This window comes from Bartonella sp. SD1336NMGDW, from assembly GCF_042193565.1.
Classification (GTDB): Bacteria; Pseudomonadota; Alphaproteobacteria; order Rhizobiales; family Rhizobiaceae; genus Bartonella; species Bartonella grahamii.
In genome coordinates this window covers 163,218-183,353 of the sequence record NZ_JBHILW010000001.1, presented here as the reverse complement: position 1 = coordinate 183,353, position 20,136 = coordinate 163,218, and the positions used below count along the sequence as shown (strand labels likewise).

19 protein-coding genes and 2 pseudogenes are annotated in these 20,136 nt (G+C 38.8%); 14 read left to right on the top strand and 7 right to left on the bottom strand.

Annotated elements, in window-relative coordinates; all coding sequences use genetic code 11:
- Nucleotides 1-170: 170 nt before the first annotated feature.
- The 4 genes and pseudogenes from ACFIKH_RS00840 (at nucleotide 171) to rpsP (ending at nucleotide 3,370) form a co-directional block, all read left to right on the top strand.
- Entirely contained in the window at nucleotides 171-827 is a 657-nt protein-coding gene (locus tag ACFIKH_RS00840; RefSeq protein WP_375653489.1) for a carbonic anhydrase, read from the top strand.
- A gap of 230 nt (nucleotides 828-1,057) precedes the next feature.
- A complete protein-coding gene (gene ffh, locus ACFIKH_RS00835; RefSeq protein ID WP_375626291.1) occupies nucleotides 1,058-2,626 on the top strand; it encodes a signal recognition particle protein in 1,569 nt (522 codons plus the stop codon).
- Between the two features lie 24 nt (nucleotides 2,627-2,650).
- A pseudogene (locus tag ACFIKH_RS00830) lies at nucleotides 2,651-2,979 on the top strand (chorismate mutase).
- Between the two features lie 16 nt (nucleotides 2,980-2,995).
- A complete protein-coding gene (gene rpsP, locus ACFIKH_RS00825; protein WP_273787601.1) occupies nucleotides 2,996-3,370 on the top strand; it encodes a 30S ribosomal protein S16 in 375 nt (124 codons plus the stop codon).
- A gap of 135 nt (nucleotides 3,371-3,505) precedes the next feature.
- On the opposite strand, the gene ACFIKH_RS00820 is transcribed toward rpsP, so the two are convergent.
- On the bottom strand, nucleotides 3,506-3,721 hold the full coding sequence (locus tag ACFIKH_RS00820) for a DUF1674 domain-containing protein (RefSeq protein ID WP_375651681.1): 216 nt from the start codon (nucleotides 3,719-3,721) through the stop codon (nucleotides 3,506-3,508).
- An 83-nt stretch (nucleotides 3,722-3,804) separates the two neighbouring features.
- Here ACFIKH_RS00820 and htpX point away from each other — a divergent pair, with 83 nt between their 5' ends.
- The 3 genes from htpX (at nucleotide 3,805) to ACFIKH_RS00805 (ending at nucleotide 8,073) form a co-directional block, all read left to right on the top strand.
- Nucleotides 3,805-4,851 (top strand): zinc metalloprotease HtpX, encoded by a 1,047-nt coding sequence (htpX, locus tag ACFIKH_RS00815; RefSeq protein WP_375626328.1) that lies wholly within the window; start codon nucleotides 3,805-3,807, stop codon nucleotides 4,849-4,851.
- A 47-nt stretch (nucleotides 4,852-4,898) separates the two neighbouring features.
- Nucleotides 4,899-6,263 carry an RsmB/NOP family class I SAM-dependent RNA methyltransferase gene (locus ACFIKH_RS00810; protein ID WP_375670758.1) on the top strand — a complete coding sequence of 455 codons (1,365 nt, stop codon included), beginning with the start codon at nucleotides 4,899-4,901 and terminating at the stop codon, nucleotides 6,261-6,263.
- 64 nt (nucleotides 6,264-6,327) lie between these two features.
- Nucleotides 6,328-8,073, top strand: coding sequence for a heparinase II/III family protein (locus ACFIKH_RS00805; protein WP_375626324.1), 1,746 nt, complete (start codon nucleotides 6,328-6,330; stop codon nucleotides 8,071-8,073).
- 914 nt (nucleotides 8,074-8,987) lie between these two features.
- On the opposite strand, the gene ACFIKH_RS00800 is transcribed toward ACFIKH_RS00805, so the two are convergent.
- The 3 genes from ACFIKH_RS00800 to ACFIKH_RS00790 form a co-directional block, all read right to left on the bottom strand.
- Nucleotides 8,988-9,140, bottom strand: a complete 153-nt coding sequence (locus ACFIKH_RS00800; protein ID WP_273787606.1) for a DUF1127 domain-containing protein — start codon at nucleotides 9,138-9,140, stop codon at nucleotides 8,988-8,990.
- Between the two features lie 349 nt (nucleotides 9,141-9,489).
- Nucleotides 9,490-11,109 carry a bifunctional phosphoribosylaminoimidazolecarboxamide formyltransferase/IMP cyclohydrolase gene (gene purH / locus ACFIKH_RS00795; protein WP_375670756.1) on the bottom strand — a complete coding sequence of 540 codons (1,620 nt, stop codon included), beginning with the start codon at nucleotides 11,107-11,109 and terminating at the stop codon, nucleotides 9,490-9,492.
- A gap of 674 nt (nucleotides 11,110-11,783) precedes the next feature.
- Nucleotides 11,784-12,566 (bottom strand): SURF1 family protein, encoded by a 783-nt coding sequence (locus tag ACFIKH_RS00790; RefSeq protein ID WP_375670754.1) that lies wholly within the window; start codon nucleotides 12,564-12,566, stop codon nucleotides 11,784-11,786.
- 298 nt (nucleotides 12,567-12,864) lie between these two features.
- On the opposite strand from ACFIKH_RS00790, the gene rpmB reads away from it, so the two are divergent.
- From rpmB to ACFIKH_RS00755, 7 genes and pseudogenes are all read left to right on the top strand, one after another.
- A complete protein-coding gene (gene rpmB / locus ACFIKH_RS00785; RefSeq protein WP_273787609.1) occupies nucleotides 12,865-13,182 on the top strand; it encodes a 50S ribosomal protein L28 in 318 nt (105 codons plus the stop codon).
- Between the two features lie 119 nt (nucleotides 13,183-13,301).
- Nucleotides 13,302-13,985: a VUT family protein gene (locus tag ACFIKH_RS00780; protein ID WP_375648229.1), complete on the top strand. Its 684-nt coding sequence runs from the start codon at nucleotides 13,302-13,304 to the stop codon at nucleotides 13,983-13,985.
- Between the two features lie 336 nt (nucleotides 13,986-14,321).
- A complete protein-coding gene (locus tag ACFIKH_RS00775; RefSeq protein WP_375626350.1) occupies nucleotides 14,322-14,501 on the top strand; it encodes a transposase in 180 nt (59 codons plus the stop codon).
- 41 nt (nucleotides 14,502-14,542) lie between these two features.
- The gene (locus ACFIKH_RS00770) at nucleotides 14,543-14,722 is read left to right on the top strand and encodes a hypothetical protein (protein WP_375651685.1); all 180 of its coding nucleotides are present in this window, start codon (nucleotides 14,543-14,545) and stop codon (nucleotides 14,720-14,722) included.
- A gap of 12 nt (nucleotides 14,723-14,734) precedes the next feature.
- Nucleotides 14,735-14,980: pseudogene (locus ACFIKH_RS00765) on the top strand (DNA adenine methylase); the annotation flags it as partial.
- A 35-nt stretch (nucleotides 14,981-15,015) separates the two neighbouring features.
- Nucleotides 15,016-15,273, top strand: a complete 258-nt coding sequence (locus ACFIKH_RS00760) for a DNA adenine methylase (RefSeq protein WP_375648231.1) — start codon at nucleotides 15,016-15,018, stop codon at nucleotides 15,271-15,273.
- Between the two features lie 426 nt (nucleotides 15,274-15,699).
- Nucleotides 15,700-16,302 (top strand): HaeIII family restriction endonuclease, encoded by a 603-nt coding sequence (locus ACFIKH_RS00755; RefSeq protein ID WP_375670860.1) that lies wholly within the window; start codon nucleotides 15,700-15,702, stop codon nucleotides 16,300-16,302.
- A 50-nt stretch (nucleotides 16,303-16,352) separates the two neighbouring features.
- Here the strand turns inward: ACFIKH_RS00755 and cobT are convergent, their stop codons facing one another.
- The 3 genes from cobT to ACFIKH_RS00740 form a co-directional block, all read right to left on the bottom strand.
- Entirely contained in the window at nucleotides 16,353-18,248 is a 1,896-nt protein-coding gene (cobT, locus tag ACFIKH_RS00750; protein ID WP_375670752.1) for a cobaltochelatase subunit CobT, read from the bottom strand.
- A gap of 14 nt (nucleotides 18,249-18,262) precedes the next feature.
- Nucleotides 18,263-19,243 carry a cobaltochelatase subunit CobS gene (gene cobS, locus ACFIKH_RS00745; RefSeq protein WP_375648233.1) on the bottom strand — a complete coding sequence of 327 codons (981 nt, stop codon included), beginning with the start codon at nucleotides 19,241-19,243 and terminating at the stop codon, nucleotides 18,263-18,265.
- Nucleotides 19,244-19,443: 200 nt separating this feature from the next.
- On the bottom strand, nucleotides 19,444-20,064 hold the full coding sequence (locus ACFIKH_RS00740; RefSeq protein ID WP_375670749.1) for a J domain-containing protein: 621 nt from the start codon (nucleotides 20,062-20,064) through the stop codon (nucleotides 19,444-19,446).
- Nucleotides 20,065-20,136 lie beyond the last annotated feature (72 nt).

Sequence of the window (20,136 nt, the reverse complement as noted above, 5' to 3'; positions counted from 1 at the left end):
CTTTATTTGGAAAGAATGAGTTTGTTTTTGCTATTTTTTAGTAATAGTTTGTACTCTAAAGAAATATTTTGCGTCAAAGAAAGGGCACTTTTAGTATTTTTGTATGTTAATAGTTTGTTTTTTAAAATATACAAAATGAAAGTAAAAAAAGAAGCAAAAGTAAAGAGAGAATGGCGCGTTTACCAGAAAGACTTTTAAGTGGTTACCAAAACTTTATAAACAATCATTTTTTATATAAAATAGCAGATTATCAGCAATTGGCGATTGAGGGGCAGAAACCTGAAGTTTTGGTCATTGCTTGTTGTGATTCGCGTGCAGTACCAGAAATGATTTTTGATGCTAAGCCAGGGGAAATTTTCACCATGCGCAACGTGGCGAATGTGGTTCCTCCTTTTTCTCCTGATGATCAATATCACGCAACATCAGCAGCTCTTGAATATGCTGTGCAATTGCTTAAGGTGAGACATATTGTCGTTTTTGGTCATGCCCATTGTGGAGGCATTCGTACTGCTCTTAATGAGACATATAAATCTTTATCATCAAATGATTTTATTGGTCAATGGATAAGTCTCTTAGCACCAGCAGCAGAAATCGTTTTGAATAATAAGTCGCTGTCGTGGCCAGAAAAACAGACGGCATTAGAGCAGCTTTCTATTCGCCATTCGTTGAGAAATTTAGAGACGTTTCCGTGGATAAAGCTTCGCAAAGATCAAGGTTTTTTGACATTGCATGGGGTTTGGTTTGATATCTCTAGCGGAAAATTATGGAGTATAGAACAGGAAACAGGTTGTTTTATGCGTGTTGAAGTTGAAAGTTTTGAAGTATAGTATTTGCTGTTTTTATTTCTTCGTATAAAAAGACATTTTATGATAAAACTTGACAAAGCTGGGGTTTTATTGTTTGAAGGAGCAAGCTTTCAGTGACAAAATTAACTTGGAGCCACCGACTGAGACCCCAGTTTAAGGGTATAAAGAGATCTCAGAGGTCAACATCCGACGGCGCGATGCGTTCTCGGATGTTATTTTGGTTTGTTTGTTATGCAACAATGAGGTAAATGATGTTTGAATCCTTGCAAGAGCGACTTGGTTCTATTCTGTCTCATTTGACGGGACGTGGCGCTTTATCGGATCAGGATGTTGTAGAGGCGCTGCGTGAAATTCGTCGCGCTTTATTGGAAGCTGATGTTGCTCTTGATGTTGTACGCTCTTTTACCGATAGGGTTCGGGAAAAAGCTGTTGGGGCCGAAATCGTTAAATCAATTAAACCAGGCCAAATGGTGGTTAAAATTGTTCATGATGAATTGGTTCATATTCTTGGAAATGAAAGCGTTCTGAGTGATTTAAATGCACCAGCTCCAGTTGTTATCATGATGACTGGTTTGCAAGGTTCCGGAAAAACAACTACAACAGCAAAGCTTGCAAAACGTTTTACTGATAAGCATAATAAAAAAGTTCTCATGGCGTCATTAGATACACGCCGTCCCGCTGCACAGGAGCAATTGCGCCAATTGGGAGAACAGGCAAAACTTGCAAGCTTGCCTATTATTGCGGGTCAGCTGCCTGTTGATATTGCATCACGTGCCGTGCAGGCTGCTAAATTAGGTGGTTATGACGTGCTTCTTCTTGACACAGCAGGACGTAATCATATTGATGAAGCTTTGATGCTTGAATTGGCTGAAATTAAAGCATGTGCCCTTCCTCATGAGATTATGTTGGTGGCTGATAGTTTGACGGGGCAAGATGCCGTTCATCTTGCTCGTTCTTTTGATGAGCGTGTAGGGATTACAGGGATTATTTTAACACGGATGGATAGTGATGGGCGTGGTGGCGCTGCTCTTTCTATGCGTGCTGTTACAGGTAAACCAATTAAAGCAATTGGAACTGGTGAAAAAATAGATGCCTTAGAAGAATTTCATCCCAGTCGTATTGCTGATCGTATTCTGGGAATGGGGGATATTGTTTCTTTGGTTGAAAAAGCTGCTGAAACAATGGATCATGAGAAAGCTGCTGCTTTTGCAAAAAAAATGCAAGCCGGAAAATTTGATCTGAATGATCTTGCAGAACAGTTGCAGAAAATGAAAAAACTGGGTGGAATGGGCGGTATTATGGGCATGTTGCCAGGAATGGGGAAGGTCAAAGAGCAGATTGCGGCTGCGGGGTTTGATGATCGTTTGTTTGATCGTCAATTGGCCATTATTTCATCTATGACACTGCAAGAGCGGGCGAATCCAGAGCTTTTAAAACATAGCCGCAAACAGAGAATTGCTAAGGGATCTGGTACAACGGCAGCTGATATTAATAAACTTTTAAAGATGTATCGCCAAATGGCTGATATGATGAAAGCCATGGGTGGTAAAGGAAAAAGTGGTTTGATGGGAAAAATGTTGGGAGGACTTGGTTCCAAAATGGGTTTTGGTGGTATGGGAAATTTGGGGGGGGATTCTCCAGCTATGCCTGATTTGTCAGGATTGGATCCAAAGCAATTCTCAACGCTTCAAAAGCAAATTGAAAATGGTAATGGAGAGAAGTTCTTGCCCGGACTTCCCAAGCGTGGACCTATATTTCCTGGTCTTTCCAATGGCATTGCCGATAGGGGAAAATTTCCTCAGCATCCTAAGAAAAAATAAGATGTGAAGAGGGAAAGGAATATGATGCAGGAAACAGTATTAAAAGAATTAGCACATTTACGAGCATCTATTGATAATTTTGATGCAACTTTGATTCATATCTTAGCAGAGCGTTTTCGTTGTACGAAAGCTGTTGGGCGCTTAAAAGCGCGTTATGATTTGCCTAAAGTAGATCCTCTGCGTGAGCAATATCAGGTAGAGCGTTTGCGGCAATTGGCTATGGATAGTGATCTTGATCCTGATTTTGCTGAAAGATTTTTAAAATTTATTATTAAAGAAGTTGTGAGTCATCATGAAGTTATTGCTGAAGAGCAAAAAACAAAAAAGTCAATTTAAACGAAAGCCAGAGCTGACAATAGGAGATAAAATATGGCATTGAAAATTCGTTTGTCCCGTGGAGGTTCAAAAAAACGTCCTTATTATCATATCGTCGTTGCAGATGTTCGTAGTCCGCGCGATGGGCGGTTTCTTGAGCGTGTTGGTGCATGGGATCCAATGTTGCCTAAAGATGGACCGAGGGTAAAACTTAATGAAGAACGTATCCAATATTGGCTTGGGCAAGGGGCTCAACCAACAGATCGCGTTTTACGGTTTTTAGATGCAGCTGGCTTGAAAAAGCGTCCAACTCGTAATAATCCACATAAAGGTGAACCGGGTAAAAAAGCACAAGAACGTATAGCAGCAGCAAAGCAAGCGGCAGAAGAAGCAGCGGCAGCGGCTGAAGCAGAATCTGCTTCAGCATAAGAAGCATGGTTGTTTATCAACGTGTCTTTAAAAGCTTTAGAAAAATAAATATTATCCGTTTTTGTTTATCAAAAACGGATTTTCTTTAAAAAGTGGCTTGTTTAAACAGCGCTGGTTTTTTAAAAATCAATGGTTTTAAAAGTCAATAGCGCGGCCTTTAATTTCCCAGTCTCCATAGCGGGAAGGGTCTTTTCCGCCGCGTCCGCCGTTTTCTAAAGGTTGTTCTTTTTTTGCTGCGCTTTTTCGCCTTTCTTCAGCTTCTTTAAGGGCGCGTTGTGCTGCGGGAGAAAGAGATTGCTGTTTAACGACATTTGCGTTTTTTTTGCTTGTATTCTCATCTTTTTTATTCATTTTACACCTATTCCATTGAAGAAGCAGAAAGAAAACACCATCATATAATATTGATTGACTTTTATCATGGAGTTTTTTGAGTAATGAATATAATGCGTACAGCCATGCTTTTGGCTTTTTTAACTGCTCTTTTTATGGGAGTTGGTTATCTTGTTGGAGGGGGTGGTGGCATGGTCATTGCTCTTTTGATGGCAAGTGGTTTAAACTTTTTTTCTTATTGGAATTCGGATAAAATCGTTTTACGCATGTACGGGGCGCGTGAAGTTGATCAGCATTCAGCACCAGTTTATTATAAGATTGTAAGCGATTTAGCACAAAGGGCTTCTCTTCCTCAACCAAAGGTTTATGTTATTGAGAATGCACAGCCAAATGCTTTCGCGACGGGACGTAATCCGCAAAATGCTGCTGTTGCTGCAAGTACTGGGTTGTTAGAGCGGTTGAGTTCAGAGGAAATTGCCGGCGTTATGGCGCATGAGCTTGCACACATTGAGCATCGTGATACCTTAACAATGACTCTAACCGCGACGATTGCAGGGGCAATTTCAATGCTTGGTAATTTTGCTTTCTTTATGGGAGGACCGCGGAACTCTTCAGAAGATTCTCATGGCGCTGGGGCAATTGGAGGATTTATTGCATTGCTCGTGGCACCTTTTGCAGCGATGCTGGTGCAAATGGCGATTAGCCGTACGCGGGAATATGCTGCGGATCGGAGAGGGGCTGAAATATGTGGTAATCCTTTATGGTTGGCTTCGGCATTGCGTAAGATTGCTGATGGGGGACGTGGGGTATATAATGAAGAAGCAGAGCATAATCCAGCAACCGCGCATCTGTTTATTATTAATCCTTTGAGCGGTGAGGGAGCGGATAGTCTTTTTTCGACACATCCAGCAACTGCAAATCGTATTGCTGCTCTTTATCAGCAAGCAGAAGAGATGAAAGGGGCTCTTGCCAAAAGTGTGGGATGGAATAAAGAAGACGCTATACATGAAAAAAGCAGCGGGATGAGCTATGCGGATTTTCATAGTGGTCAGGCTCATACATTAGGTGAGCAAGAAAACAGTCCTTTTCAGCGTGTTACAAAGCGTCCTTCTTGGCTTCGTTATGAAAATTCAAAAAGATCTCGTTCATAGAGTTATTGAGGGATTTTTTAAGGAAATAGTGATATAAAGGTGGTGTTTTGAAACACAAAAAAGCGGGGCATGTGTCTGAAAAAAATGTTCCAGGGTTAGCTGTTCGACAGGTGTGTGTGCGTCTTTTGGGGGCGGTAGTTGATAAGTACACGCCTCTGTCTGGTTTGACGGATAATGAACACGGACATCCACAATATTTAAAGCTTTCACAGCGAGATCGTTTGTTATGTCGGGCTATTTTAACAGCTTCATTGCGTCATCGAGGGCAGATTATGGCGGCTCTTTCACGCTTTTTGGCGCGTCCTTTGCCTTCACAAGCACTTTCACTTCAGCATCTTTTGCATATCAGTGTTGCACAAATTCTTTATCTTGATATTCCCGATCATGCGGCTATTGATTTAGCTGTGCGTGTGGCGAAACTTGATCCTCGAATGCGCCGTTTTTCAGGGGTGGTGAATGCTCTTTTGCGCAATGTTGCACGTGAGGCAGAGCCTTTACGTCAACAAGTTCCTACCATTGAAGGTGTGCCAGCGTGGTTTGGACAGCTTTTAATATCAGCTTATGGAACAGAAAAGGCGCATCAGATTATAGCAATTCAAAGTGTGGAACCCCCTTTCGATTTGACAGTGAAATCTGACAGTGTTGGATGGGCTAAAAGGCTTGGCGGTGTGGTGTTGCCCAATGGTTCTGTTCGATTAAATCGTCTAGAGAGTTCTGTTTCTGATTTACCAGGCTATAGTGAAGGAACTTGGTGGGTTCAAGATTTCGCTGCAGCGTTGCCTGCTTGTTTACTAGGAACACTTCGGGGTAAACGAGTTGCTGACCTTTGTGCAAGCCCTGGGGGAAAAACAGCACAATTGGCTTTACAAGGGGCAGAGGTGACAGCAATTGAGCTTTCTGCTAACCGCGTAAAGCGTTTAAAAGAAAATATGGAACGGCTTCGTTTTTCAGTTCACATTTGGCAGGGCGATGTGAGAAATTTCCATCCCACACAGCTTTTTGATGCGGTTCTTCTCGATGCTCCTTGTTCTTCTACTGGAACGATCCGTCGTCATCCAGATATTTTATGGACGAAATCGAGGGATGATATCATCAAGTTAGCGGCGTTGCAAAATGATTTACTTGTCGCAGCAATTTCCTTGGTAAAGGTGGGGGGACGGATTATTTTTTCCAATTGTTCATTGGCAAGAGAAGAAGGTGAAGATCTTATTGAAAAAATTTTATCGACACGCAATGACATTGTTTTAGAACCTATTTATCCAGGGGAAATGGGAGCACTGGCACATTTGCTTTGTGGGGGGATGTTACGTACAACGCCTGCGGATTTTTGTCATAAAAATTTTGATGCTGAGAAAACCGCATTTTTAGGAATGGATGGTTTTTTTGCTGCGCGCTTACGAAAAATTGCTTAATTAACGCTTCATTTACAAAAATGGTCGAAATTGTATTTGAATCAGCATAAATGGAGATGAAGTTTTGGCGGTTGCGGTAAAAGCTCCTCAGGTAAAAGTGGCAGCCTGTATCGATACGATACAGAATATTATGCGGCGTTTATGGGTTGGACCATTGTTTCGTTGGCGGTTTTCAGGGTTTCGTCCTCATAAAATTTTAGCGCATCCCATGGATTTGCATGTAGCAGACCCTATGATGGCGCATGAATTTTATCATGGTCGTTTTGCTTTTGCTGGTCACATTGTTCATTCTGGTGCTGTTTCGCCGTTTGCATTGGTTCCACCAACGCTAGAATGGGAAGCAGCTCTACATGATTTTCATTGGTTGCGCCATATGGAGGCAGCAGGAAGTGATTTAGCTTCTGCACATGCACGCTCTCTTTTAGAAGATTGGTTTGACCATGCTGGAAAGAAGGTAAAAGGGCTTGCTTGGAGTGGTCCTGTTGTGGCGCGGCGCTTGATTTCATGGATTTGTCATTCGAAAATGTTGTTAGAAGGGGCAAGTGAACGGTTTGAAAAACGCTTTTTACGTGCGCTTGGTTTGCAATTTCGTTATTTGCGCGTAACAATTTGCAGTATGGAGCATGATGACCGACGTTTACAAGCAGCAGCGGCTTTGACGTTCGCATCTCTTGCTTTGCCTGTTTCTGTGGCAGTGAAAAAAAAGGTACAAACCACACTTATAAAAGAGCTTTCCCGTCAAATCCTAGTTGATGGTGGGCATATTTCTCGTAGTCCTGTTATTTTGCTGAATTTGTTATCGGATTTATTGTCGTTACGGCATCTTTTTATGCGTAGCAATGAAACAGCACCACGTATTTTGATTGATTCTGTTGAGCGTATGTTGCCAGCTTTACGATTCTTTATCCATGAGGATCAAACGTTGGCTCATTTTAATGGGGTTGGTCCCCTTGTGTCGGAACGGTTATCGTCCCTTTTGAAGCTTGATGAAACAGGAGGGCATCCTTTTAGTTATGCCCGTTATTCAGGATTTCAGCGCTTAAAAGCCAATCAAACAACAGTGCTTGCAGATACAGGAAAGTTTCCACCCCGCTTTGTAGCACAGCAGGCTTGTTCGGGGTGTTTGTCTTTTGAAATGTCTTCACAAGGGCACCGTTTTATTATCAATACTGGTGTTAATCCTGATGGTCGGGAAGATTATCGACATTTAGGGCGTGTTACTGCAGCACATTCAACAGCTACGCTTAATGATTGTTCAGTGGGTGCTTTTTATCATAAAAAGAAAAATGGCGCGCCATTTTTGTTTGATGGACCCAGGGAAGTTCAAGTGCGCCGTATAGAGGATTCAGAGAAGACGGGTTTTATTGCGAGTCATAATGGTTATGTGCGACCTTTTAATCTTATTCATGAGCGTGGTGTTATTTTGGCGACAAATGGAGATATGATCGAAGGTTTTGATCGCTTTTTTATGCCAAATAAAGGGGGAAAGAGACACAAGAGTGTGCAAAATGAACAAAATCATGTTGCTGTTCGGTTTCATCTTCATCCACAAGTTGAAGTTAACTATGATGGCAAACGTGTCTGTTTAGCCGTAAAGAACGAGAACGTGAAGAGCGAACAAGTATGGTATTTTATATCGCCTGATGCAGATATTTTTCTTGAAGATTCGATTGATTTTGCAGAATTAACAGGTCCACAACGGACACAACAGATTGTTTTATATTTTCGTCCTGCATTTCAGGAAAAAGTTCGTTGGCGTTTTATCCGTAAAGCGTTTGATAAAAAATCAGAACATTGTTCCAACCCATAGTATATTGCGTTTTATCTTCGTGTCGCAAAACATCATCGTTTATTGTGGTAATATTCTCAAAATTTGAAGATCATATAAATTTTATACATGAAGCATTTTGTTAGAGTATAGGTTGGATGTTTTTAGGCAAGGTTTGCTCATAGAATCTCATGAGGTGATGCTAAGAGAGAGGGATTGGCTCCCGAAAAAAGAGTTTTTAACAGACCATTGTTGACAGATGAGTACTGGTTAAGGATCTTCATTCTTTAAAGATGCGGAGAGAAAATAAAGCTGTTGCTTATCTTCGATAAGTTCTTAAGTGTGCTGTTGGAATCAATATTTCTCTCTGAGAGAGTTGCATTAATAGGGTTACGTTCCTCACAAAAAACAGAGCGCTATTTATTGCATATTCACGGACTTATATTAAAGAAAAATCCCTTAATACTTCCAAGCCTATTTCGCGACGATGTCTGTGATGGGTATAACGGTAAATCCATGAAGCACCTCATCTTTACGCAAGGAGCAATTCGGCACTATCACACTATTTATAGTGCCCAATATTTGTAACAAGCTCTTAGCATTAGAGATGGTTCATAAGAGGCATTTTTAGAATTTTCTTAATAGTTTTTATCCACACAGGACCCCCCGCTTGTAACGTGCAAGCGAATGGTTTTGGTTGATTCAACACACATAGATTTTGAATGGGAGAATCTTCGGTATTCGGGGTTCTAATTCAATATGAATAACGCTAAATTATTAATCAAATATTATACATCACAGAAGCACTGAAAATTCAAGAAACAATACATAGCAGCGCCCGAAAAAGACAGCCCCTCCGCTCTTTGTTATTATACTAAAAATGAAGTCATAATAACAAACCACAAAATGCGTGTTCTTTCATAGCAAAGCACTCTCTCAAATGCTTCAAATAACTTTTATAAAGATTTACGCGAATAACGCCGTGCAATCGAATCAATATCACCTCGACAAATTCCAAGATCGCTGAGTTCATATGTTGAAAGACAACTTAATGCATTAACGGTTCGACGATAACGGCGCCAATTACTATAAAAACGTAGAATATTCATATCCTCTACTCAAACTTTTCATTACACTCTTTAGTTTAAGAATAGAGCATATTACTAAAAAGAGTTGTGTTATAATATCATAACAGGTATGCATCTACATACAAAATAATACCCTTTTAACATTTTGCTCATGTGAAAGGGAAACCATTAAAAATATTAACAACGACAATATCCTATCCCTAAATAATGATTAAATTATGTGCATTTTCTGTGGTGATAAACTTCTTCACGAGTAGATTCTTTGGATTGAATAACTGCTTCCATTTCAACAGTTATCAATAGTCATATGATGATTATGAACAGTTCCTTGAAACATTTGTCTCATATGAAGAGGAAATTAGTAAAATTATTAATGGCGGAAGTGTCGTGTTCCTGTAAAAACCATCGCTAAACCCTGCGCATCAGCAGCCGTGATAACTTCTTCATCACGCATGGAGCCTCCTGGTTGAATAACTGCTGTTGCTCCTGCTTCAGCTGCTGCTAATAAACCATCTGCAAAAGGAAAAAATGCATCTGATGCAACAACCGATCCTTTTGTGAGAGTTTCTGTTAAGCCTGCTCTTTGGGCACTTTCTGCTGCTTTACTTGCAGCAATTTTTGCTGAATCGATGCGGCTCATTTGTCCGGCTCCAATTCCAACTGTTGCGCTATTTTTCGCGTATACAATAGCATTTGATTTAACGTGTTTTGCTACACGAAAAGCAAATTGAAGATCACGCATTTCATCTTGAGTTGGTGCCCGCTTTGTCACTACTTGCAATTTAAGATCATCAACCACTACGTTATCACGCGATTGCACTAAAATGCCTCCTGCAAGTGTTTTCGCAAGAAGTCCTGCACAGCGTGGATCAGGAACTCCACCTGTAATGAGCAAACGAAGATTTTTTTTCTTGGCAATAATTTCACGTGCCGCCATTGTGGCATCAGGAGCAATAATCACTTCTGTGAAAATTTTAACAATCTCTTCAGCACATTCCTCATCAAGGGGTTGATTTAAAGCAACAATTCCACCAAATGCCGATACATTATCACACATAAGAGCTTTCAAATAAGCTTCTTTCAAATTTTCTCCTTCCGCAACACCACAAGGATTGGCATGTTTAATAAGAGCGACAGCAGCGGTTTTTTGCGGATCAAATTCTGCCACAAGTTCAAAGGCTGCGTCTGTATCATTCAGATTGTTATAAGAAAGCGCTTTGCCTTGTAAAAGTTTTGCTGTTGCAATACCAAAACGTTTTTCATTATTGCGATAAAATGCTGCCTGTTGATGTGGATTTTCTCCATAGCGCATAACACTTTCAAGATGACCAGAAAAACTCTGCCACGATGGAGTTTCAATTTTTAAATCCCGTGCAAACCACGATGCTATTGCCGTATCATAAGCAGCCGTGTGTGCATAAGCGCGCATTGCTAGCTGACGACGCACAGATAAGCTTAAACACCCATTATGCTGCTTTAATTCAGCTAGAATCGAATCATAATCTTTTATCGCTGTTACAACACCGGTATAAGCATAATTTTTTGCCGCGGCGCGAATCATCGCCGGTCCACCGATATCAATATTTTCAAGAATCGTTTGTCCATCGGCTCCCGATAGGATCGTCTCTTCAAAAGGATAAAGATTCACCACCAAAAGATCAATTCCATGAATGCTGTTCTTTTCCATAGCTTCTCTATGGCTAGGATCTTCTCTTACCCCTAACAAAGCACCATGAATCAAAGGATGGAGTGTTTTTACACGCCCATCCATTATTTCAGGAAATCCAGTAACTTCAGCAACATCTTTTACGGGTAAACCAGCCGCTATGAGGGTTTTGGCTGTTCCTCCTGTTGAGATTAATTCAACATTGTAAGTCGCATGGAGGGCTTGTGCAAAAGCAACCACACCCGTTTTATCAGACACAGAAAAGAGAACACGACGAACCCGATGAAGATCAGGTATGGGAAAATTTTTGGCAACAACACCCATAACAGAAGCCTTAAAAATTAAAGAGTTAAAATTCTAGTAAAACACGCTTATACATTTATAGCATAAGCCTTTAGCAAAATACACTGAAAGGATAAACTGTCTTTTTAGAATATAGGATGACTCATCTTTTTTATTATCCTGTAAAAACACTCTCATTTGAGGTGTGGTGGTGGGTGTAAAGTCTCATTGAGACATTAAATGTTTTTTTGTTGCTTATAACTCAACATCTCATCTTCATAGCAGTTTTGAAACAAAAAATGCATCCGTATATTCTCTGCTATATTAGCTTTTATACTAGATGAAGGCGAAAGTATTGCGTATATCAGTTGGAGTAATCTCTGAAATGGGAAACAATCTAATGAAGCAAGAATATAAAATTATAAAAGCAAAAATGAGTGCCTATCTTTCCTATCATTTTTAAATTTGGCTTTATGTTTTTCAAAAGCGTTTATGACAATGTTTTTGAGAGTGAATTTTTTTATAGAGTGGAGATAATGCGTTGTTTCACATTTTTAATGAATCATCCCTCGTTTTATGATGGTTTTTTAAAGAGTGTCGCGTAAATCTTTTGTGAATGGTATAAAGATCCATTGTATGCCTATGATCTTTATTTAACAAAGGCGCAAGTTAGTAGATTCTATTCTCTTTATCACTTGAGATAGAAGAGATCTTTTTTAGTTTTTTTGCCGTAGCAGAAAAAGAAAAGCTCCTAACACACCAGCAGCTAAAATAAACCACGTGATTGCATAAACGAGATGATTATTTCGAAAATGTATAATCGTAAGACCAACGACGGGAAGGTTTGCTTGTGGAGATGTTTTTCTGGCATCAATGAAATAAGGGGCAACAGTGGACAAACCAAGTTTTTGTGCCATAGCGGGGAGATCACGCGTATACCATAAATTTTTGTCCGGATTATTTTTACGCGGGAAAAAACCATTTTTTTCGCTCATGCGTAATAAACCTATAATCGTTGTTGGTTCTGTGTCCGTGGTAGAATTTTGCTGAGATGAGGCATTTGTATGCGATTGCTCTGGGTTTTGAAAATTGTTACGTTCATCCATGGGGATAAAGCCACGGTTGATAAAGATCAGTGCATTATCAGTAGTCTGTAAAGGAGTCAAAACCCAATAGCCTGTAGTATTTTGAGCGGCAGCAGTGACTAAAATATTTTTGTCTGTTAAAAATTTTCCTGTTATAACAACAGGTTGATATTCATTTTTTTCAAAAGTAATATCTGACCATTGATTTTTTAGGGGGGCTTTTATGGGGGGCAAATGAATGCGCTGATTGGCACTGGTGATAAGATTTGTTTTCCAGTTTAACCGTTGTACTTGCCATATACCTAATGCGCTAAAGAGAAGAAAAAAACAAATACATAAAGTCCCAAACAAAAAAGAAGAAAAACAGCAAGAATTTCCCTGAAGCTTTGTCATGGGGGGCTCTTTTTTGCTCATGATTTATGCTTCCTTTCGGGACAATAGGCTTTTATTCTAACATGGTATGTATTTAAAAAAAACATTTTGTACCCTTTTTGGCAGAATTTGCACGCCTTAATTGAGAAAAAAGATGAAGAATGAGCCCGTAAGAGATGAAAAAGGTTTTATAAAAGACTTGACCTTTTGTTGTCGACCCCCTATTAGAAAGAAACTTCCCAATGATGCCCGTTTAAGGTTGCATTGTGCGTGTTTTGCGTTCATTGTGTCTTTTGGGTATGGGAATTTGAAAGTTTCTTAGAGTTTAAGGGTGAAGTTTATGTCTCGTGCATGTGAATTGACAGGGAAGACGGTTCTGTATGGTAATAATGTTAGCCATGCAAATAATAAGACTCGGCGTCGTTTTTTACCAAATCTTTGCAATGTGACATTGATTTCAGAAGTGTTACAGCAAAGTTACCGCTTGCGCATTTCAGCAAGTGCGTTGCGTTCTGTTGAGCATCGTGGTGGACTTGATGGTTTTTTGGTCAAAGCAGACGATAAAGAGTTGTCGCAACGTGCGCGTTTGCTAAAACGCCAAATCATTAAGAAAAAAGCTGAGCAAGAAGGTGAGCAAAAGGCTGAACAAGCAGCGTAATTGCTATCGTCATTCTTTTTTGTTTATTGACGCTTTTATTCCGGTTTTCTGTTCTAGACGTTAAGTTTTTTGCAGGTTGATCGTTTTATTTTATTGGTCCCGTATCCTAGGTTTAAAAAATGCCCTCAAGCAGTCTTTTACGAGAACAGCAAAAGAAAAGGTATATTGTTTTTTCTATTTTAGCAATGTGCCTTGCTGTCACTGCTTCTAATATTTTTGTTCAATATCCTGTTTATTGGTTTGATTTAAATGAGCTGTTGACTTATGGGGCTTTTACCTATCCATTTGCTTTTCTGATCAATGATTTGACCAATCGTTTTTATGGTCCATCTGCTGCGCGGCGTGTGGTTTATGCTGGTTTTTTTGCGGGGGTCTTTGTTTCTTGGATATTGGCGACGCCACGGCTTGCCCTTGCTTCTAGTTTTGCATTTTTATTTGGACAACTCCTTGATATTGTTGTTTTTACTCCTTTACGACGTAAAACATGGTGGAAAGCACCTTTAGCAGCAGCGTTGGTTGGTTCGGCTTTGGATACAGTGCTGTTTTTTGCTCTTGCTTTTTCTAGCTCTTTTGCTGTTCTTGATAAGATAACAGGGTACGCTGATAGTTCACTGGTGGAGAGTACTGTTTTGGGAGGGATAGGCATGCCAGTTTGGCTCTCGCTTGCTTTTGGTGATTTTTCGGTAAAAATTATTATGAGCCTGTTTATGTTGATTCCCTATGGAACAATTCTTAATATTGTAAAGCTTCCTCTTTATCAAAGTCATTCAAAGAATGATTCTTCTTTTGTTTGTAACAAATAATGATCTTTGTCTTTTTGTTTTGCTAAAGAAGAGAAGGTTGTGCGTTATGCTTCTGCGAACAGAATTTGAGTGGATTCAAAAAAGGGATTTTGATTCTTTTCTCAAGTTGTATTTATCCATACATCATTTATGCTTATGATGTGTAAGGAAGTGCTTTTGACTGATTCAGTATGAGATAAGAGCATCTTATCAGTATTAAAAACAGATAATCAAGCTCTTATAAAGGATCAAAAATGTCTTGTTAAGAATTGTGATTTCTTACTTATGATTATTTGAGTTATAAGAAACTTGGTTCTTATAAAGGAAAAAACATTTCGATATACATTTGGGTAGTATATAAATAGAAAAATAAATACCAATGGTATCAAGTCCTTTTTGACAGTTTTAAAATTGGGTTATACTGGTATTTATCATTATTTTAGTAACAAATGTTTGTGCAGATATGTTAATGAATTTACAATTTGTTATAATGCGATCTCTGTAGAATTTGGCAAACGCTTCGAGTATTTATTTTAGACAATTGTAGGTTAGAAAATGCGATACTTGGAGCTGATAGTATGAATAAAATGATAAATCAAACAGATCATACAGAGGCTTTATTTGATAATTTTGTATTAACTTCCTTGAAAAAACAGAGAGAGACTAGGGAGTTGCCTATTGTAAAATCACCTCTTCGTTATCCGGGAGGGAAAAATCGTGCTGTTCCTATAATTATTAATAACTATATAAGGAAATAAAAAACTTTATGTTCTCCTTTTGTAGGAGGGGGGACAATTGAATTAACCTTAGCAAAAAGAGGAACAAAGGTTTATGCTTATGATGCTTTTAAGCCGCTTGTTATTTTTTGGCAGATGCTTTTGAAAGCTGCTTCAGCTCTTGCAGAAAAAGTAAGAGAATATGAAGATATGACTCCCGTAATGTTTTATAATCTCCAAAAAACTTTTGGGAATATTAAAAATCAATTAGAGATTACTGCTGTTTTTTCTTACTCTTAATTGCTCTTTTTTCCGGAAAAATACTTTCTGGCGGTATGTCTCCAGGACATCCTCGATACAATTATCGTTCTATTGAATGGCTTAAAGATTTTAAGATTGAAAATTTCACAATGGAACACAGAGATTTTACAGAAAGTATTCCTAAACACTCTAACGATTTTCTTTATTGTGATCCTCCGTACCTTATTAATCAAAAACTTTATGGTCAAAAAGGCGATAAACATCATCCTTTTGATCATCAATCTCTTGCTGAGCTTTTAAGAAAGCGTCACAGATGGGGTTTTATCTTATAATGATTGTCTGGAAATTAGAGAACTTTATAAAGGACATACAATACTTAAATCCTGAATGGACTTACGGTATGGGAAACAATAAAAAATCAAATGAACTCGTAATTTTGAGTAAGGATCTTTAGGAAATTGCATGAAACAGGTAAGAAAATGGAAAAGCCTTTGAATATGCTTTGGCTATGGGTTTTAAAAAAGCAACAAAGGCTTCTATAGAGTTTAACTCGTCTTTTCAAATAGCGGTGTCTTTTTATAATTTATTTAATAATACTGAAAAAAAGGCTTTTAAATCTTGCTTCTATTGAAGCAGCCGTTTTTTTACAGTTACATGATAAAAATATTAGAAACACGAAAACTTTTGTTCTTTAGGAAGATTTTGTTGGGATCAAAGGAGATGTCCGTGATATTATTTAAAAAGTTCCTGAAAATCACATTGGTATTTCTGCAAAACATAATCATAGCGCTATCAAACATCCTCGCCTTTCTGGTAAAATAGATTTTGGTAAAGAATGGACGGGTTATTCTTGTAGCAGCGTTTATTTCAATGAAGTTAGGCCTATTTTTGATTATTTAGCAGAGCTTAGAGATAAGAAGATGTTCTTTAGAGATATAGAGGATAAAGACAGCAGAGTTTATCTTCCAATCCTAGAAGCTTTTTCTAAAGAACTTCAAAGGCTTTGTTTAGATTATCAAGATAAATTTGTGAAGCTATTGTTTCAGTATGTTATAGGTTCTTATGATTTTTATAAGATTATGATAGATACAAGATCTAAACAAAAACGGGTTATTATTCAGTCTTTTAATTTGAATGGCACTCTGGGATATGGTCGTAAATGGAAAATTCCAAGCAAAATTTTATCAGTTGCACTAAAACCAGAAAGTAAAAACAAACTTATTATAATTTTTGAAGATGGTTGGAGCATTTCTTTTAGAATTCATAATGCATCCAGTAAAGTAGAAGCTTCTTTAAAGTTCGATATTCAGTTTGTGGGATTATCTTCTCAGGTTGTTAGTCATCAAATTCCGATGGTTTAATGATAGAGATAATTTTTTAAGATGTAATTGTTGGCTGTTTCAAGGTAAGTTTATTTCTTATGAATATGAGGCTTTTTATCACTAAAAAGTATTTCTAATTGTTTTGTTATGGCGTCGGCGAGTTCTTCAGCATTCATAATTGTTACAGCACGTTGATAATAACGTGTGACGTCATGACCAATTCCAATGGCAATGAGTTCGATGGGGGAGTGTGTTTGGATTTCTTGAATCACTGCGCGTAAGTGTTTTTCTAGATAATTGCTGGAGTTGACCGATAGTGTCGAATCATCAACAGGAGCACCATCAGAAATGACCATGAGGATACGACGTTGTTCACGCCGCGATAAAAGACGTTGATGAGCCCAAATTAAAGCTTCTCCGTCGATATTTTCTTTTAATAATCCTTCTTGCATCATCAAACCTAAATTGCGTCGTGCGCGACGCCATGGGGTATCAGCACTTTTATAGATGATATGGCATAAATCATTGAGGCGTCCAGGATTGTGGGATTTGTTTTGGGTAAGCCATTGTTCTCGCGATTTTCCTCCTTTCCACGTTTTAGTGGTAAAACCTAAAATTTCAACTTTGACACCACAACGTTCAAGAGTTTGTGCCAAAATATCAGCACAGCTTGCGGCAACGCTAATGGGGCGTCCGCGCATTGAGCCAGAATTATCAATGAGAAGTGAAACAACCGTGTCCCGAAATTTGGTGTTGCTTTCCATTTTAAAAGAAAGGGGTTGCATGGGATCAATAATTAGACGTGGAAGCCGTGCTGTATCAAGATACCCTTCTTCAAGGTCAAAGCTCCAGTTGCGATTTTGTTGCGCCATCAAGCGGCGCTGGAGACGGTTTGCTAAACGGCCAACGATGTTTTGAAGATGATTGATTTGCTTATCAAGATAACGGCGTAAGTGATCTAACTCGTTTTCAGAACAAAAATCTGTTGCTTCCAAAATTTCATCAAATTGACGGGTGAAGATTTTATAATCACCAAGTCTTTCCATTTGTTCCGAATCGGAAAAAAGGCGTTTGGCTCTTCTTGGCTTTTCTTGCCAAGGTTCATTTTTTTGTTCGCCGTCAGCTTGATCATTGTTGTTTGATTGTGTCGCTTGTGTTTTTCCGTCGTCTTGCACATCACTTTCTTGTTCAGTGCTGGTTTGTTCTTCACTTTGAGCGTGTTTTTTGTTTTTACTCTCTTCTTCTTCTTGGTCTTGAGGTTCACATTCGTTTTTTAATTTTTTATTGTTTTCACTGTTAGAAGCTTCAGCTTGTTGCACTGTCATTTTGAGTGTAGCAAGCATTTGGCGAACAATCTGTGCAAAAGTTTGTTGGTTGTAAATATGATGAGTGAGTTCATCGAGTTCTGCTGCTGCTTTTTGTTCGAGTTCTTGACGCCACAATTCTAAGACAGGACCTGCTTCTCTTGGAGCTGTGCGCTTTGTTATTTTTTCACGCAATAAAAGTGCAATCGCTTCTTGGATGGGGGCTTCACTTTGGTTGCTAATCTTATGATAATGGGCTCTTTTGTATTTATCGGCGAGCATGACATCAAGATTTTTTGCAAGCCCCTCCATGGCTAAAGTACCAATTGCTTCAACACGTGTTTGTTCTAAGGCATCAAAGACAGCACGTGCTTCTGATTCTAGTGGAGAAAATTGCATGTGAATGCGGTTATCATGCCATGCTTTGCGCAGAGCCATGGAATCACCTAATCCGCGGGTAATGGTGATGTCTTTATTCGTTGCGTATTGAGGTAATTCTGGTAAACGCGCACAACTTTCGCTTAAAGATGGTCGGTTATGACTAAAGGAAACTTCAAGGTTTTTTGTGCCTGCAATTGCACGCATACAGGTGGAAAGTGCTTTTTTAAAAGCTTCAATATTAAGAGTGTTGTTGGAAGAATCTTTTGCCGGATTTTTGTTGTCGCCAATATCGGTAGCCATGAGTGACAGATTCCTTAAGGCGAAACACCATGAATGAGTGATTCGGGAAGCTCTTGTCCAAAGGCGCGTTGATAAAATTCTGCAACAGTGGCACGTTCGAGTTCATCACATTTATTGAGAAAGGTTAATCGGAAGGCAAAGCCGACATCTTGAAAAATTGTTGTATTTTCTGCCCAAGTAATGACGGTACGTGGACTCATGACAGTTGAAAGATCTCCATTGATAAAAGATTGGCGTACCATATCAGCAACATGAACCATTTGTGAAATTATCTTTTTTCCTTCAGTCGTTTGAAAGGATTTGACCTTTGAACAAATGATATTAACTTCTTTATCATGGGGTAAATAATTGAGTATTGTAACAATAGACCAACGGTCCATTTGAGCTTGATTGATCTGTTGGGTACCATGATAGAGACCGGTTGTATCACCAAGACCAATGGTGTTTGCTGTTGCAAAAAGACGAAAGGCTGGATGTGGAGAGATGACACGGCTTTGATCAAGTAAGCTCAGTTTTCCAGAGGTTTCAAGAACGCGTTGGATGACAAACATAACATCGGGACGCCCCGCGTCATATTCGTCGAAAACAAGAGCAATATTATTTTGATAAGCCCATGGCAAAATGCCTTCTTTAAATTCAGTGATTTGTAAGCCATCTTTTAAAACGATAGCGTCTTTTCCTACAAGATCGATACGACTTACATGACTATCGAGATTAATGCGGACACAAGGCCAGTTGAGGCGTGCAGCAACTTGTTCAATATGTGTTGATTTCCCTGTACCGTGATAGCCAGAAACCATTACACGACGGTTAAAGGTAAAACCTGCGAGAATCGCTAAAGTTGTTTGCTGATCAAAAAGATAATCAGGATCAATATCAGGGACATGGGGGGTTTTTGTGCTAAAAGCAGGAACTTTCAGATCTGTTTCAATATGAAATAGATCGCGAGCAAAAAGTGTAATATCGGGCAAATTTTCAACGGTAAGATTTGTCATTGTGTTTCTGGAAGGGAGAGGACGCTATTTATTCATTAGAAACGATACAAGAGTTAGAGTATTTATGCAATGCTCTATAATGAGAGCCTTAGATATTGAAGGAAGATTTTTTGCGTATTCTATAATGTTTTGAAAAAAAATAATATCTTGCGCAAATAATGGTGGTCTAAATGAAAATAGGCTCATATAAGCGCGTATTTTTAGCACAAACCAGACTTTTTTAGCAAATTATAAGCATGTAAAACATCACGAAAGCGCTCTTCTGAGGCACGATTACCACCATTGGAATCAGGATGGTGCTTTTTTACCAACTCTTTATATTTCATTTTGATGTCTTCTGCTGAAGCGTTTGCCTGTAGTCCCAGTGTATCAAAAGCTTTTGCTTCTAAGGGCTTTAATTTTCGTGAGAAATTATTGCTTGAATGCCGCTCCGTAAAAAGCGTGAAGGGATCGCGCATGCGATTTTGATAGGCAGCTGTTCCAGAGCGAATCTTTGCATAATTAGAAGCTGTTTTTTTCGTTGTACCATTGCTTAGATCTGTAGGCCATGTCGGACGATGTCCTGTAAGAGCATCCTTTTGAAATTTTGCGATATCTTTATTGCTAAGACCAGAGAAGTAATTAAAATTTTTATTATAGGCGCGTACGTGTTCAATACAAAAATATAAATATTGTCCTTCGTGATTTCGACCTGCTGGTGCTTTATGGGATCCTGTTTTTTCACAACCTTCCCACTGGCACTGTTGCGCTTCTGGCTCAGCTTTTTGTTTTTTATTTGAGCTTATGCGAATTGAATCGAATAATTTAGATGTTATTGTCATATTCTTGGTTTATGCAAAATTGATTAATTTTACAAGAATTGACTTTTGAAAAATTTGTTTTCACACTTAATT

Bases quoted from the DNA above. Each gene is read 5' to 3' on its own strand.
- rpmB (WP_273787609.1), top strand. From the start codon at position 12,865: ATGTCTCGTGCATGTGAATTGACAGGGAAGACGGTTCTGTATGGTAAT.
- ACFIKH_RS00780 (WP_375648229.1), top strand. From the start codon at position 13,302: ATGCCCTCAAGCAGTCTTTTACGAGAACAGCAAAAGAAAAGGTATATT.
- ACFIKH_RS00760 (WP_375648231.1), top strand. From the start codon at position 15,016: ATGTCTCCAGGACATCCTCGATACAATTATCGTTCTATTGAATGGCTT.
- ACFIKH_RS00740 (WP_375670749.1), bottom strand. From the start codon at position 20,064: ATGACAATAACATCTAAATTATTCGATTCAATTCGCATAAGCTCAAAT.
- cobT (WP_375670752.1), bottom strand. From the start codon at position 18,248: ATGGCTACCGATATTGGCGACAACAAAAATCCGGCAAAAGATTCTTCC.
- ACFIKH_RS00770 (WP_375651685.1), top strand. From the start codon at position 14,543: ATGAATAAAATGATAAATCAAACAGATCATACAGAGGCTTTATTTGAT.
- cobS (WP_375648233.1), bottom strand. From the start codon at position 19,243: ATGACAAATCTTACCGTTGAAAATTTGCCCGATATTACACTTTTTGCT.
- htpX (WP_375626328.1), top strand. From the start codon at position 3,805: ATGAATATAATGCGTACAGCCATGCTTTTGGCTTTTTTAACTGCTCTT.
- ACFIKH_RS00820 (WP_375651681.1), bottom strand. From the start codon at position 3,721: ATGAATAAAAAAGATGAGAATACAAGCAAAAAAAACGCAAATGTCGTT.
- ACFIKH_RS00790 (WP_375670754.1), bottom strand. From the start codon at position 12,566: ATGAGCAAAAAAGAGCCCCCCATGACAAAGCTTCAGGGAAATTCTTGC.
- rpsP (WP_273787601.1), top strand. From the start codon at position 2,996: ATGGCATTGAAAATTCGTTTGTCCCGTGGAGGTTCAAAAAAACGTCCT.
- ffh (WP_375626291.1), top strand. From the start codon at position 1,058: ATGTTTGAATCCTTGCAAGAGCGACTTGGTTCTATTCTGTCTCATTTG.
- purH (WP_375670756.1), bottom strand. From the start codon at position 11,109: ATGGGTGTTGTTGCCAAAAATTTTCCCATACCTGATCTTCATCGGGTT.
- ACFIKH_RS00840 (WP_375653489.1), top strand. From the start codon at position 171: ATGGCGCGTTTACCAGAAAGACTTTTAAGTGGTTACCAAAACTTTATA.
- ACFIKH_RS00800 (WP_273787606.1), bottom strand. From the start codon at position 9,140: ATGAATATTCTACGTTTTTATAGTAATTGGCGCCGTTATCGTCGAACC.